The organism is Leptolyngbya sp. GB1-A1 (genome assembly GCF_039962475.1).
Taxonomy (GTDB): Bacteria; Cyanobacteriota; Cyanobacteriia; order Elainellales; family Elainellaceae; genus Leptolyngbya_A.
In genome coordinates this window covers 60,888-74,567 of record NZ_JAMPLI010000014.1, presented here as the reverse complement: position 1 = coordinate 74,567, position 13,680 = coordinate 60,888, and the positions used below count along the sequence as shown (strand labels likewise).

Annotated in this window: 10 protein-coding genes; 4 read left to right on the top strand and 6 right to left on the bottom strand. The window is 54.1% G+C overall.

The genetic code is table 11. From position 1 onward, the window contains the following. Positions 1-305 precede the first annotated feature (305 nt). A complete protein-coding gene (locus NDI45_RS15290) occupies positions 306-1,358 on the bottom strand; it encodes a mannose-1-phosphate guanylyltransferase (RefSeq protein ID WP_190794687.1) in 1,053 nt (350 codons plus the stop codon). A 524-nt stretch (positions 1,359-1,882) separates the two neighbouring features. On the opposite strand from NDI45_RS15290, the gene NDI45_RS15285 reads away from it, so the two are divergent. Beyond that, entirely contained in the window at positions 1,883-3,322 is a 1,440-nt protein-coding gene (locus NDI45_RS15285; protein WP_348247845.1) for an LCP family protein, read from the top strand. A gap of 32 nt (positions 3,323-3,354) precedes the next feature. After that, complete coding sequence (locus tag NDI45_RS15280; RefSeq protein ID WP_348247844.1) at positions 3,355-3,861, top strand: pentapeptide repeat-containing protein; 507 nt, start codon at positions 3,355-3,357, stop codon at positions 3,859-3,861. 89 nt (positions 3,862-3,950) lie between these two features. On the opposite strand, the gene NDI45_RS15275 is transcribed toward NDI45_RS15280, so the two are convergent. From NDI45_RS15275 to NDI45_RS15260, 4 genes are all read right to left on the bottom strand, one after another. Then, positions 3,951-4,640, bottom strand: coding sequence for a GDSL-type esterase/lipase family protein (locus NDI45_RS15275; RefSeq protein ID WP_348247843.1), 690 nt, complete (start codon positions 4,638-4,640; stop codon positions 3,951-3,953). 191 nt (positions 4,641-4,831) lie between these two features. Beyond that, entirely contained in the window at positions 4,832-6,475 is a 1,644-nt protein-coding gene (locus tag NDI45_RS15270) for a bifunctional pantoate--beta-alanine ligase/(d)CMP kinase (RefSeq protein WP_348247842.1), read from the bottom strand. 193 nt (positions 6,476-6,668) lie between these two features. Further along, positions 6,669-7,160 (bottom strand): pentapeptide repeat-containing protein, encoded by a 492-nt coding sequence (locus NDI45_RS15265; RefSeq protein WP_190790243.1) that lies wholly within the window; start codon positions 7,158-7,160, stop codon positions 6,669-6,671. Between the two features lie 156 nt (positions 7,161-7,316). Then, positions 7,317-8,987: an ABC transporter permease subunit gene (locus NDI45_RS15260; RefSeq protein ID WP_190790247.1), complete on the bottom strand. Its 1,671-nt coding sequence runs from the start codon at positions 8,985-8,987 to the stop codon at positions 7,317-7,319. Positions 8,988-9,136: 149 nt separating this feature from the next. On the opposite strand from NDI45_RS15260, the gene NDI45_RS15255 reads away from it, so the two are divergent. After that, positions 9,137-10,240 carry an ABC transporter ATP-binding protein gene (locus tag NDI45_RS15255; RefSeq protein ID WP_190790242.1) on the top strand — a complete coding sequence of 368 codons (1,104 nt, stop codon included), beginning with the start codon at positions 9,137-9,139 and terminating at the stop codon, positions 10,238-10,240. A gap of 43 nt (positions 10,241-10,283) precedes the next feature. On the opposite strand, the gene NDI45_RS15250 is transcribed toward NDI45_RS15255, so the two are convergent. After that, on the bottom strand, positions 10,284-11,066 hold the full coding sequence (locus NDI45_RS15250) for a hypothetical protein (RefSeq protein ID WP_348247841.1): 783 nt from the start codon (positions 11,064-11,066) through the stop codon (positions 10,284-10,286). A gap of 377 nt (positions 11,067-11,443) precedes the next feature. On the opposite strand from NDI45_RS15250, the gene NDI45_RS15245 reads away from it, so the two are divergent. Continuing rightward, positions 11,444-13,591 carry a polyribonucleotide nucleotidyltransferase gene (locus NDI45_RS15245; RefSeq protein ID WP_190790246.1) on the top strand — a complete coding sequence of 716 codons (2,148 nt, stop codon included), beginning with the start codon at positions 11,444-11,446 and terminating at the stop codon, positions 13,589-13,591. Positions 13,592-13,680 lie beyond the last annotated feature (89 nt).

Sequence of the window (13,680 nt, the reverse complement as noted above, 5' to 3'; positions counted from 1 at the left end):
TTAATTTCTATCTCTCAGAATAGAAACTAATTAAAACTTTTTCCTCAAAGTCTGTTTGAGGCATTGCTCATGTTTTACATCCATGTTTTACATCGCCCCTGAATTTTCGATCCTGCAATACAGCGTCCCCTCTTCTAAACGTCCCCTTTTCTAAGGGAAGTTGAGGAGATCTAAGCCGATCGAGCCACAGGTTCCAGCCCCTTCCGTGCGCTACCTCACCCTGTTGTTCGGTCGTGCGGATTTGAGGCAAGCTCCGATTCTAAGGGGGATTACGGCTTCAAGGGGAATTACGGCTTCAAGGAGGATTACAGTAAGTCTGACAGATCAGACTGTTCCTGGACCTTTTTCAAGACCTGCTTAATATCCTGAGTTCGGTCTTTGCGGGCGATCAGCGTTACTTTGCCTTCTCGCACAATAACCAGATCTTCTAAGCCGATCGTCACAATCAGATCCTCTGGATTGCTGGCATAAAGCAGAGTATCGCTAGTATCCAAACCAACGTGTCGCGCCAGCTCTACATTGGGCTGATCAGTCTGGTGCAGCAGCCGATCGATCGCGTTCCAGTCGCCCAGGTCATCCCACTCAAAAGTGACTGGAAGCACATAAGCACGATCGGTTTTTTCCATCACAGCATAGTCAATGCTGAGCTTGGGCAGGTTGGGATAGACCGCTGAGCCTTCCTGTTCCAGCAGATTCATCATTTCGGGCGCGTGGGTTCGCAGTTCTGCCAGCATTACGCCTGCCGGAAAAATAAACATTCCGCCGTTCCAGCTATAGCGCCTGGTCGCAAGAAAAGATTCTGCTGTTGCCAAATTTGGCTTTTCGGTAAAGCGGCTCACCTTGAAGCCAGGACAGTTCTGAAATAGCCCGACTTTTTCACCCTGCTCGATGTAGCCGTATCCGGTGGAAGGATGGGTGGGGGTAATGCCGAGGGTAGCGATCGCCTGATGAGTGGTTGCCAGTTCTTCTGCGGCTGCCAGCGTTTGATAAAAAGTGTCCTGGTTACCAATCCAGTGGTCTGCCGGGAAAAAGCCGATCGTTTCCTGTTCGCCATAGCGTTTGGCAATTTCGAGCGTTGCCCAGGCAACCGCAGGAGCCGTATCGCGCCCTTCGACTTCTGCCAGCAGGTTTTCAGCGGGCAGGTCGGGCAATTGTTCCCTAACGCCGTCTGCGAGATGGGCTGCAGTGATAACCCATAATCCTTCCCAGCCGTTAGCCAGATCCAGAAGGCGATCGGCAGTGGTTTGCAGGAGACTTTTGCCGCTTCCGTCCAGGCTCAAGAACTGCTTGGGACGCGCTTTGCGGCTCAGGGGCCAGAATCGCTCTCCTTTTCCGCCAGCCAAAATTACGGGAATCATGACAGTCCGACCAACGCTTTGAGGTTTCGCCCCATCCTATCAAGGATTGCTCAACGAGGCGAATTCTCTTGCCGATCGCTTTATCGCATCTTCATCGATCGCTGATTTTCCCTCTGTAGATAGACTCAGAAATCCTGAAAGATGGCTCGGCTTGCCGCTGATGAAGGAAGGCGATCGATCTGGCTTCAGGGTATAATCTGCTCGATTAGTAATAAAAATACATAGTTCAGAATCAAAGCATCATTCAAAACGTGAATCAATCAGAACACGAAGCAACCAGAACACAAAGCAACATGCAAATTTATCTTGCCAAATTCGAGTAAGTTTCTGGAATTGAGAGCTGAGGCAGTGATTCTATTTGATTGTCTCTCTTGTATCTGTTCATCGTTCCTGAAGTGAGCGGTTTGAAATGAACAGTCTGAAATGAGTAGTTTAGCCATTCTTTAAACAGCGATTTACCAGGTGGCGTTGGAGTTAAGGGTCAAAGCAGTCGAGTGTCAAAAACCTACAGGTATCAAACTGACATGGGTGATGGAGTAAGCAAGCCGGAACAGGTATTACAGCGGACAAGCGAAGCAAACACCCTTGAGGCAAAGCCCCCAGCGGTGGACACTTTCCAGGAACACAGTCAGGCACAAGCCCGACCCACTCTCTCTGCTGAGGATGCCCAGCCGCCCGCCGAGCTGAGCCAACGATCGCCTTTTTGGCGGCACCTGAGACGGGGAGCACTTTTGGGTCTAACCGCAGTGACTTCAGCGGCGATCGGGGCAATGGCAGCGTTCACCGTTCCCCTGAGCCCGAGCGTTGCGCCTGCCCCGGAAAAAACGATAGACTCCCCCTGGAAATCAGCCTTGCGCTACCAGATCACGCAGCCAGTCAATATTCTGGTAATGGGAATTGATTTGCCGCTCGATCTACCCGACAATCGCTCCTCCAGCAATGTCTTTGCCGGGCGCAGCGATACGATGCTGCTGGTGCGAATTGATCCCGCGCAAAACACCGTCAATCTGCTCTCAATTCCTAGAGATACCCAGGCTTATATTCCGGGCGAGGGCACGGAGAAAATTAACTATGCGAATGCGCTGGGTGGTCCAGAAACGGCGGCAAAGGTGGTCAGCAGTACGCTCAACGGGGTGACGATCGATCGCTATGTGCGCGTGAGTACGGGCGCGTTTCGAGAACTGGTCGATCTGCTGGGCGGCGTTCGCGTCTTTGTGCCGGAGCGAATGGAATATAAAGATGACACTCAAAAGCTCAAGATCGATCTGCAACCGGGGTGGCAAACCCTGAACGGCAGCCAGGCAGAAGGCTTTGCCCGATTCCGTCAAGATAGCAATGGCGACATTGGGCGAGTGCAGCGACAGCAGCAGCTCATTCGTGCCCTGCGAGAACGGCTGACCAATCCCACGTTGGTCACTCGCATCCCGCAAATCGTCCAGCTTTTCCAGAAATACATCGACACCAACCTTTCGCTGGAAGAGATGATGGCACTTGCCTCAACGGGGCTGAACCTGGAGCAGGAAAATCTGCACATGGTAATGTTGCCAGGTCGCTTTAGTACGCCAGACGAGTACGCTGCAAGCTACTGGCTAATGGATGCTGCTGGACGAGACCAGGTGATGCAGGAATACTTTAACGTGGGCGCATACACGGTCACCAATCCCCAGACCGATCGCGCCGATCTGCGAATTGCCATTCAAAATGCCTCTAGTGATTCTAATCTGGGCAGCAAAGTTGCCGCCTATCTTCAGTCCAAGGGCTTTAATCAGGTTTATGTGGTCGAAGACTGGCCCGATCGCCTAGAGCAGACCCAGATTATTGCTCAGCGCGGCGACCTTCGCAGTGCCTCAGACCTGGAAACCGTGATGGGGACGGGTCAGGTAGTGGCTGCATCAACGGGTGACCTGCAATCGGATCTCACGATTCGGGTGGGCGACGATTGGGCAAAGCGATCAGGCATTTAGGAATGGTTGGGTCGCGATAGGAGCAAAAAGATATGAAAAAACTGCTGCAATGTTTACTGAGTCTGGTGCTGGTTGTAGGACTCGCTTGTCTGTGGGTGCTGCTGAACGCGACTCCGGCAATTGCCCTTACCGATACAGTGAACTACAACAACGCCAATCTCAACCAGGAGAACTTTGCCCGCGCCGATTTTCCCGGTAAAGCGTTTGTCTCCGCCGAGATGCGCGCAGCGAACTTTGAGGGCGCCGACCTTTCAGACGCAATTTTAACCAAGGGGGTGCTGCTCGATGCCAACCTGCGGGAAGCTAACCTGACTGGAGCACTGCTCGATCGCGTCTTCCTGGTAGGGGCAGATTTAACCAATGCGCTGCTGATTGGCGTAACGGCAACCCGCACTAGCTTTCAGAATGTGACAGTGACCGGGGCGGATTTTACCGATGCGATTCTCGATCGCTTTGAAATCTCAGAACTCTGCAAGCGAGCAGACGGCGTGAACCCGGTGACTGGGGTTTCAACACGAGACAGTTTAGGCTGTCGTTAGGAAGGTTAGGGGTGGTTTGAGGCGTGTTCTCGGTGCTCCATCGCCCCAGAAATTTCCCAGTGCTAGGGGACTCTGAGAAGAACCATCTTTTAAGCTGAACCTTTTAGCCAGCGCATCAACGGCTCCCAGGCTAGGACATCCTCCAGAATTGATCGGTAGCCTTCGCTGTTCGGATGCAGACCGTCAGAGCAAAGGCGCGACTTCCACCAGGCTTCTCCCCGATTGATCCAGCAATCAAAGATATCCAGATAGGGAATCTCTCGTTCCAGGCAGGCGAGGCGAGTCGCTTCTTTGTAGCGGTGCTGGTCGGCGCGGTTGTAATAAAGGCAGTTGGCAAAGGGCATTTGCGCTTCGTCTACGGGAGTCATGCCGATAAAAAAGACCGGACAGAGTGGATTGGCGCAATCGAGCAGAACTGCAAGCTCAGTCTGAAACTGCTCGAAATCGGTCAGGTTTTTTCCGGTTAACCGCTGCACTCGCGAGGAGTCGTTTGTGCCGACTGAGAGAATAATGCCGTCGGGGAGGCGATGTCGTAGTTCACCACGCTGCCGAAACTCGGATTCGAGACGCTGGGACACCTGCCGCACTCCGTCCCCTCGAACGCCGAGATTATAAAGTGCGTGATCAGGTCCTTCAGGAGACATCCACTGTCGCCGCAATCGCTCGACCCAGCCCCCGCCTTCCGGGTCACCAAAGCCGTAGATCACGCTGTCACCCAGCGCAACAATCCGCAGAGTAGGGCTGACAATCTGAACCGCAGGGCGAATGACTGTTTGCATCTTGGGATTGAAACAGGGGGGTGAAACGGGCAGAGGGGCTAACCGCTAAACAGAACCGGGTAGGACGACCCGAACACTTCAGCAAGTTGCGTGTTGTTTATAACACTTCATGAATTTTAACCCCGTTGCTGTAAGTTGGATTGCGATCGATAACTTTTCTGTATCGATCGCCTGACTCCCTATTCTGGAAGTTAGCTCACAACTTCGGGGTATCTTAGACACTTTTCCTGATACAGGCTGACAATCCGGGCAGTCACCTCAGCCACTGTCAGATGGTCGGTGTTGATCTCGATCGCATCAACGGCTTTTCGCAAGGGGGCAAGCTTGCGGGTACTGTCTTTTCGATCGCGATCGGCGATAGCGTGTTCCAGTTCCGGCAGGCTAACGAGGGGCTGTCCTTGTCGCTTCAGGTCTTCGAGGCGGCGGCGTGCCCGTTCCTGAACTGAAGCGGTGAGGAAAATCTTCAGTTCGGCATTGGGGAAAACATAAGTGCCAATGTCGCGGCCGTCCATCACAATGCCGCCCCGTCGTCCATAAGCCTGCTGACGCTTGACCAGTTCGTGGCGGACAGTGGGCAGAGCAGCAATGGCAGAAACCTGAGCAGTGACTTCCAGAGTACGGATTGCCTGGGTCACTTCTTCGCTGTTAAACCAGACCCGCAGGGCATAGGGGGCATTGGCTGAACCCTGAGGAACTGCCTGTTCAAGCTGGATTTCAGACTGGCTCACCAGTTCCGCGATCGCAGGTTCATCGTCGATCGCAATATCCGATCGCAGCACTGACCAGGTTACAGCACGATACATTGCCCCGGTATCAAGGTAGAGCAAGTTCAATTGCTGTGCCACAAGACGCGCCACGGTGGATTTTCCGGCTCCGGCGGGTCCATCAAGAGCGACGATCGGCTGACGGTTTCGCAGCAGCACATTATCAATCAGGCGAGTCGAGCCAAGCCGGGCAGCAATGGCGAGGAGGGCGGTGTCTTCAACTTGCTCTAAAGGTTTCATGGTGTCGGGGTGAACGAGTTCAATATATTCTGGCTGAACGGAGGGAACGATGGAGAGGTGTGCCTGCACTGCCCGGATCAAATCTTCACGCAACTGCCTGCCTTCTTCAAAAACCTGCTCTGCTTTTTGCAAACTTCGATACAAAATACTGGCTTGCGATCGTTCCTCTGGAGAAAGATACCGATTTCGGGAACTTAGGGCAAGCCCATCCGCTTCGCGCACGATCGGACAGGCGACGATCTCCACAGGCAGGTTTAAGTCTTCTCGAATGCGGCGAATAATGGCGACCTGCTGCGCGTCTTTCTGCCCGAAATAGGCGCGATCGGGCTGCACAATATTTAACAGTTTCGTCACCACTGTTGCCACCCCCTGAAAATGACCCGGACGCGATGCCCCACACAGCCCTGTCATCATTACCGCTGGGGGAATCACCTGCGTCACCGCACTGGCAATCGGTGGAAATGAAGTTCCGTACAGCTCGCTGGCGGAGGGCGCAAAAATCACGTCCACACCCGCTTCCTGGCAAAGTCGCCCATCCTGCTCCAGCGTTCGGGGATATCGCTGAAAGTCCTCGTTTGGACCAAACTGAAGCGGATTCACAAAAATGCTGACCACAACGCGATCGTTTTCCTGCCTTGCCTGGCGAATCAGGCTCAGGTGCCCAGCATGAAGTGCGCCCATTGTCGGTACGAGTCCGAAAGTTAAGGAATGACCCGGACGATCGACTCCATTCTGCGGGAGCAGCGTCGATTGCTTCGCAGTTCCCTGAAGGGGTAATCGCTGTGCTTCTAGATAGCAGCGTAATCCGGCGATGGTGGTGAACAGGCGCACCGATCGATTCTCCCCGCGAAAGTCTCCGCCTTGTAGTGTACAAAATTACGGGCAGGAACCGCTTGGGCGGGGAAGTAGATGGGGAAGTAGGGGAATGGGGGGATGAAGGGGTGGAGTGGGATTATTTGTAAAGGGTGTTTGTAAAGGGAGCCGAGGGAGTTGGGGGAATCGAGGGAGGGAAACGGTTGGGACGTTAGGGTTTGACCATGCCGTCAGGTAGGATGGCTCCGGTAAGGTTTGCACCTTCTAGTTTTGCCTGGTCGAGTTTGGCTTCGCTGAGGTCGGCGTTTTGCAGGTTTGCGCCTGTAAGGTTTGCGTTGGTGAGGTCAGCGTTTCGGAGATAGGCTCCTTGCAGGTTTGCACCTTGCAGATTAGCGTTGCTGAAGTTGGCAGCGGAAAGTCCAGCACTGCTCAGATTTGCGCCTTGCAGGTTTGCGCTACTGAGATTGCCGCTATCGAGAAATGCTCCGCTCAGATCTGCTTGGCTGAGATTGGCACTGCTAAGGTTTGCGCCGTTGAGCTGGGCTTTTTTCAGGTCTGCCTGAGTCAAATCGATATTTTGCAGATCGCATTTTGCACATTTTTTCTCGCTCCTGAGCTGCTCTTGCGGAGAAGGTTTAGCACAGCTTGCAAGCAGAAGCAGGAGAGCGATCGAGAAAGGAAAGAATCGAAAATTACGTTTCATATCAGCTAATTCAACTTTTGAAAACTTCACGACACAGGAACATCCTTAAAATTGTTTGGGAAGTACCGAAAAATTGCTTGGGAAGTATCGAAGGTGCTGCATTGCCCCTAAATCCCTTATCTCCCTATCTCCCCATTCCCCTATCTCCTCACCTCCTCATCCACTCATCCCCCTATCCACCCCTTTCCCCACCTGCCAACTCAGCAGCACCACCGGAATCACCCCCACCAGCACGATCGCTAGAGCCGGAGCAGCCGCTTCTGCCAGTCGTTCATCGGAAGCAAGCTTGTACACCTCCACAGCGAGCGTATCAAAGTTAAAGGGACGCACAATCAGCGTAGCGGGGAGTTCTTTCATCACGTCTACAAACACCAGCAGTGCGGCGGTAAGCAATCCGCTTCCCATCAAAGGGGCGTGGATTTTCAGCAAGGTTTGGGTGGGGCTGTAGCCAAGCGATCGACTGGCTTCATCGAGATTCGGCTTAATTCGGCCCAGGTTAGACTCGACGGAATTAAAGGCAACGGTGAGAAACCGCACCAAATAGGCAAACACCAGCGCGGCGATCGTCCCACTCAGCAGTAGCCCAGTCGAGATGCCAAAGGTGGCTTGCATCCAGGCATCGATCCGGTTATCAAACTGACCGAGTGGAATCAGCACCCCGACTGCAATCACCGTGCCCGGAACCGCATAGCCGATCGCCGCCGTTCGCACTGCCAAATTCATGCCCCAACTCGGACGCAGCCGCAGCCCATACGCCAGAATCAACGCCAGCACTACCCCAATCGCCGCCGTAATCATCGACGCGAGAAAACTGTGACTCGCCAACTGCCAGAACCGATCGCTGAAATTCTTCGTGACGTTGCTCAACGCCATTTGCAGCAGCACGATCGCAGGCAGCAGAAAGCCCAATAACACCGGAAGCCCACAAATCGTCAGCGCAAGTATCGATCGCCAGCCCTGCAAAACGAAAGGGGACGATCGCTGATAGCGGCTAGAAGTCTGGTAATAGCGCGTTTGGCGGCGCGACAGTTGCTCTAAAATCAGCAGCAGCAGCACCACCCCCAGCAGCAGAGCCGAAAGCTGGGAAGCCGCAATTCGTTCGCCCATGCCAAACCAGGTGCGGTAAATGCCCACCGTAAAGGTATTGACGCCGAAATACTGTACTGCGCCAAAATCACTCAGGGTTTCCATCAAAGCCAGAGCTAAGCCTGCGACGATCGCCGGACGCGCCAGGGGCAAAGCGACCTTCCAAAAACTGCGCCAGGGGGAACAGCCAAGCAACCGACTGGCTTCCAGCGTGCAAACCGACTGTTCCAGAAACGCCACCCGCGCCAGCAGATAAACGTAGGGATACAGCACCAGACTGAAGAGGACGATCGCGCCACCCACCGAGCGAATGGGCGGAAACCAGTAATCCCCTACTTCAGTCCAGCCAAACAAGCCGCGCAGAGTCATCTGCACCGGACCGTAAAATTCCAGCAGTTCTGTATAAACATAGGCCATCAGATACGCCGGAACCGCCAGCGGCAACAGCAGTAGCCATTCCAGCGATCGGCTTCCGGGAAAGCGGCACATCGTTACACACCACGCTGTACTCACCCCGATCGCCAGCACCCCCGCCCCCACACCCAGCATCAGCCAGAGGGAATTCATGAGGTAGCTTACCAGCACGGTCTCCGCAAGATGCTGCCAGACCTGACGCGCATCGACAAACACACTGCTCAGCACCACCAGAATCGGCGTGGCAATCAGCAGTGCAATCAGGCAAACCGCGATCGTCCAGCCGTTCCAGAAGCGGGCAAAACTTCGCAGCGTAGAGGAGGAAATGAAAGAAGACTCAGGAGAAACCGTCACAACAATCGACTCTTAATGTCTTAATGAGAATTACTTGCATTGACCCTTTAAACTATAAAAGCTAGTGCTGTTTCCGCAAACGCCTAGTTTACGATTTGTCGCTTCGCTCTGCCGTTTTATCTATGATTCCAGCCTCGGTTTCTCCAGCTTCTGTTTTGCAGCTCGATCGCGTCAGCCGTCAGTTTGCCCTTAATGTACCGCCTGCGGTGTCGTCGGTGAGCCTGAGCCTGCCCACCGGGGAACTGCTGGCACTGCTGGGTCCATCTGGCTGCGGCAAAACGACTTTGCTCAGGCTGATTGCCGGATTTGAAACGCCCCAAAGCGGGACGATCGAGATTGCGAATCAAACCGTTGCAGGTGCCGGCAAATGGCTACCCCCAGAAAAGCGCAGCGTTGGCATGGTGTTTCAGGACTACGCTCTGTTTCCTCACCTGACCGTGCAGCAAAATGTCGCCTTCGGGCTGCAAAACCACGCCAAACCCACCGAACTGGTGCAGCAGCGCGTCAAAGAGTCGATCGCCTTAGTTGGGCTAGAGGGCATGGAGCAGCGATTTCCCCATCAGCTTTCGGGCGGTCAGCAGCAGCGAGTCGCTCTGGCGCGGGCACTGGCTCCCTATCCGTCGCTAGTTTTGCTCGATGAGCCGTTGAGCAACTTAGATATTCAGGTGCGGCTGCGGCTGCGGCAGGAACTCCGCGACATTCTCAAAACGGCAGGCACGACCGCAATTTTTGTCACGCACGATCAGGAAGAAGCCCTCTCGATCGCCGATCGCGTTGCTGTGATGCGGCAGGGACACCTGGAGCAAATCGGCACACCGGAAGAACTGTATCGCGAACCCACGTCTCGTTTTGTTGCAGAGTTTGTCACCCAGGCAAATTTTCTCACCGCCCAGCGTCAGGGACAGGTTTGGCAAACGGCGATCGGCTTGATTCCCCTCACTCAAACCATTTCTGCGGATTCCAGTGATATCACAGCGATCGATCGAGCTGCCCTGATGATTCGCCAGGAAGATGTGCAAATTCAGCTGCACCCCCAGGGAGACTGGATTATTCGCGATCGGCAGTTTCTCGGTCGGGAATACCGCTACTCACTGCAAACGGTGTCAGGAGAGACGCTGATCGTTCGCACGGCTGCCGATGCACCTTTCGCGATTGGGTCTGCGGTAAAGGCTGAAGTAATTCCAGGTCTGCTGTGTGGGTTTGCGATCGCCCCTGCAAAACCCTGAGGCTTTGCCACCCCTCAAACAGCCCCTCCAAACAAAAAATTCCCTACCCTTCCGGCACTCCACCAACATTCCCAGTCTGTAAATCCTCGATCGTCATCGGCTCCGCAGCCAGCACATACACCGTTCGTCCCAGGTCCAGACCAGAAAGAACGCTAAGATACTGGGTTTCATCATCTTTTGAAACTTCATACACCTTCCGCCCGGTATCATCTGCTAGATCGTCTCTCAGGCGCACCGTGTAGCCCTTTGCTTCAAGCTGTGCCATCATTGTGCGTCCGACCTCCCGGAAACTGACTTCGCCTTCGATTTGACGACAGGTTTCTAAGCCGAAACAGCCCGCCTGGGCATTTTCAAAGTGGGGAAAATTGGCGGTAAACGCATCGGGGCTGGGCGTAGGACTAGGAGAAAGTTCGGGGGAAGGAGTCGGGCTGGGCGTCGGGGAAGGGCTGACAACAATGGGAGTTGCAGCAGGACTGGGAACCGGAGAGGGTGAAGGCGCGATCGCAGGAACAGGAGCAGCCTGAGGCACAGGACGGACGATTACCCCTGCGGGGAACTGCGGAGCAACCGCTTGCGGTGCAGGCTTCGGGGTTGCCTTCGGTGCCGATTGCGGTGTGGGAGAAATGGTCGGCTTCGGTGCAGCAACGGGCAAAACGGCAGCGCGAATTGCGATCGGCTCTAACGACTCAGATGCTTCAGGCTCTGTTTGTTCGGAAACAACATCTCGCTCCGGCAGAGGCAAGCCCAACAGCAGGCCATGTAGCCCGATCGATAGAACCAGGGCGATCGTTCCAACGGGCACAGTTTTTAGCAGGTTTAAACGCACAGCTCTTCCGCGATAACTCAATCCTAGACAGCAACAAAGACCGCAATCTGACCTAGACCGATTAAACCCTGTCAGGTCTTTAATTGCAAATCATTCTTAACTGAGTTTAGATTCTTTTACCGGCTTCAGGGAAGGCTGCACCGTTCACAAGTTTTCTGCCCGATCGCGCCTGCGGCATCAGTGGCATCAAGAGAGTCAAAAAAAGTCAAAAGATTAGAAATAAATTAAAAATTATTTAAAGTTGCTGTACATTCAAGCGACAATAATGGTAGGAGAACTGGCTTGTCAGTCAGGACATCGGTCAGTACAAGGATATCAGTGCTAGGATTTCTTCGAGAAGAAGAAATGAGGACACCAAGAAGGAAAAACGCTTCATGTTGAAAGAAGTAGATAAGTCAATATCCATCGATGGTAGGGATATTCGACTCAAAGTAGGTCTGCTAGCTCCGCAGGCAGGCGGTTCGGTATTAATTCAGTTAGAAGATACAGCCGTTTTTGTTGCAGCAACGCGGGCTGCGGGAAGAGAAGGAATCGATTTTTTGCCGCTGATTGTGGATTACGAAGAGCGGCTTTATGCAGCCGGGCGCATTCCCGGCGGGTTTTTGCGACGAGAGGGTCGTCCTCCTGAGCGAGCCACCCTAATTAGTCGCTTGATCGATCGCCCGATGCGTCCTTTGTTTCCGGGCTGGCTGCGCGATGATATTCAGATTGTCGCTACCACGATGTCTCTAGATGAGCGAGTGCCGCCGGATGTGCTGGCAGTCACCGGAGCCTCGATCGCCACGCTGCTGGCAGGCATTCCGTTTAATGGTCCGATGGCAGCAGTACGAGTTGGCTTGGTCGGTGATGATTTTATCATTAACCCCACCTATGACGAGATCGAGCGCGGCGATCTGGATCTGGTGGTGGCAGGCTCTCCTGACGGCGTGATCATGGTGGAAGCGGGAGCCAATCAGTTGCCCGAACAGGATGTGATCGAGGCGATCGATTTTGGCTATGAGGTGATTCGCGACCTGATTCAGGCACAGCGCGACCTGATGGCAGAGTTGGGCATCGAACCTGCCCTGATAACGCCGCCGGAAGTAGACACAACACTGGAGAATTTCATTACTGAACGGGCAAAAGACCCGGTCAAGCAAATTCTCTCGCAGTTTGAACTCACCAAAACCGATCGGGATACTGAGCTGGATGCGGTGAAAGCGTCGCTCGTAACTGAGATTGAAGCCCTGCCCGAAGACGATCCGGTGCGGGTGGCAGCAATGGCAGACGGCAAGGCGATCGGCAACACCTTTAAGGACATTACGAAAAAGCTGATGCGCCGCCAGATCGTCGAAGACAATGTGCGCGTAGACGGTCGCAAACTCGATGAAGTCCGTCCCATTAGCTGCCGTACCCATTTGCTGCCTGAGCGAGTCCATGGCAGTGCCCTGTTTCAGCGCGGCTTAACGCAGGTGCTGTCGGTCGTGACGCTGGGAACGCCGGGAGAAGAGCAGGAGATGGACGACCTGCATCCCGACGAAGAAAAGCGGTATATGCACCACTACAACTTCCCGCCTTACTCGGTGGGTGAAACCAAGCCAATGCGCTCTCCAGGACGACGGGAAATTGGACATGGCGCACTGGCAGAACGGGCAATTATTCCCGTGCTTCCGCCAAAAGACAAGTTTCCCTATGTGGTTCGGGTGGTGTCTGAGGTGCTGTCTTCGAACGGTTCGACTTCGATGGGGTCGGTCTGTGGCTCAACGCTGGCACTAATGGATGCGGGTGTGCCGATCGTTAAACCCGTGAGCGGTGCCGCAATGGGTCTGATCAAGGAAGGCGAAGAAGTTCGCATCCTCACCGACATTCAGGGCATTGAAGACTTCCTCGGCGATATGGACTTCAAAGTTGCCGGAACTGACGACGGCATTACTGCCCTGCAAATGGACATGAAGATTACTGGACTGCCGATCGAGGTGGTCGCTCAGTCGATCGGTCAGGCTCGCTCAGCGCGTCTGCACATTCTGAACAAAATGTTGGAGGCGATCGACCAGCCCCGTACCGAACTGTCGCCCTTTGCGCCGCGCCTGCTTACGATCAAGATTGACTCCGAATTTATTGGGATGATCATTGGTCCGGGCGGCAAGACGATCAAGGGCATCACCGAGCAAACCGGAGCCAAGATCGATATCCAGGACGATGGAACCGTCACCATTTCTGCCGTCGATCGCGACAAGGCAAAACAGGCACGTGCCATCATCGAAGGCATGACGCGCAAGCTGAGCGCAGGCGATGTTTATGTCGGCAAAGTGACGCGGATTATCCCGATCGGCGCATTCGTCGAATTTCTTCCCGGCAAAGAAGGCATGATCCACATCTCCCAGCTTGCAGACTATCGCGTCGGCAAAGTCGAAGACGAAGTGACAGTTGGCGATGAAGTGATCATCAAAATCCGCGAAATTGACAACCGGGGACGGGTCAACCTGACTCGTTTGGGCATCCACCCTGATGAGGCAGCCGCCGCACGGGAAACATCAGCGAAGTAGTTTGCTTTAAGCGGTTGGTTAAAGCTCATTAGTTAAAGCTCAGTAGAGAAGAGGATGGGTCGAGTGCCCGTCCTTTTTTGTCGCTGAAG

Coding starts and splice junctions, on each gene's coding strand:
- NDI45_RS15290 (WP_190794687.1), bottom strand. CDS start 1,358: ATGATTCCCGTAATTTTGGCTGGCGGAAAAGGAGAGCGATTCTGGCCC.
- NDI45_RS15285 (WP_348247845.1), top strand. CDS start 1,883: ATGGGTGATGGAGTAAGCAAGCCGGAACAGGTATTACAGCGGACAAGC.
- NDI45_RS15280 (WP_348247844.1), top strand. CDS start 3,355: ATGAAAAAACTGCTGCAATGTTTACTGAGTCTGGTGCTGGTTGTAGGA.
- NDI45_RS15275 (WP_348247843.1), bottom strand. CDS start 4,640: ATGCAAACAGTCATTCGCCCTGCGGTTCAGATTGTCAGCCCTACTCTG.
- NDI45_RS15265 (WP_190790243.1), bottom strand. CDS start 7,160: ATGAAACGTAATTTTCGATTCTTTCCTTTCTCGATCGCTCTCCTGCTT.
- NDI45_RS15255 (WP_190790242.1), top strand. CDS start 9,137: ATGATTCCAGCCTCGGTTTCTCCAGCTTCTGTTTTGCAGCTCGATCGC.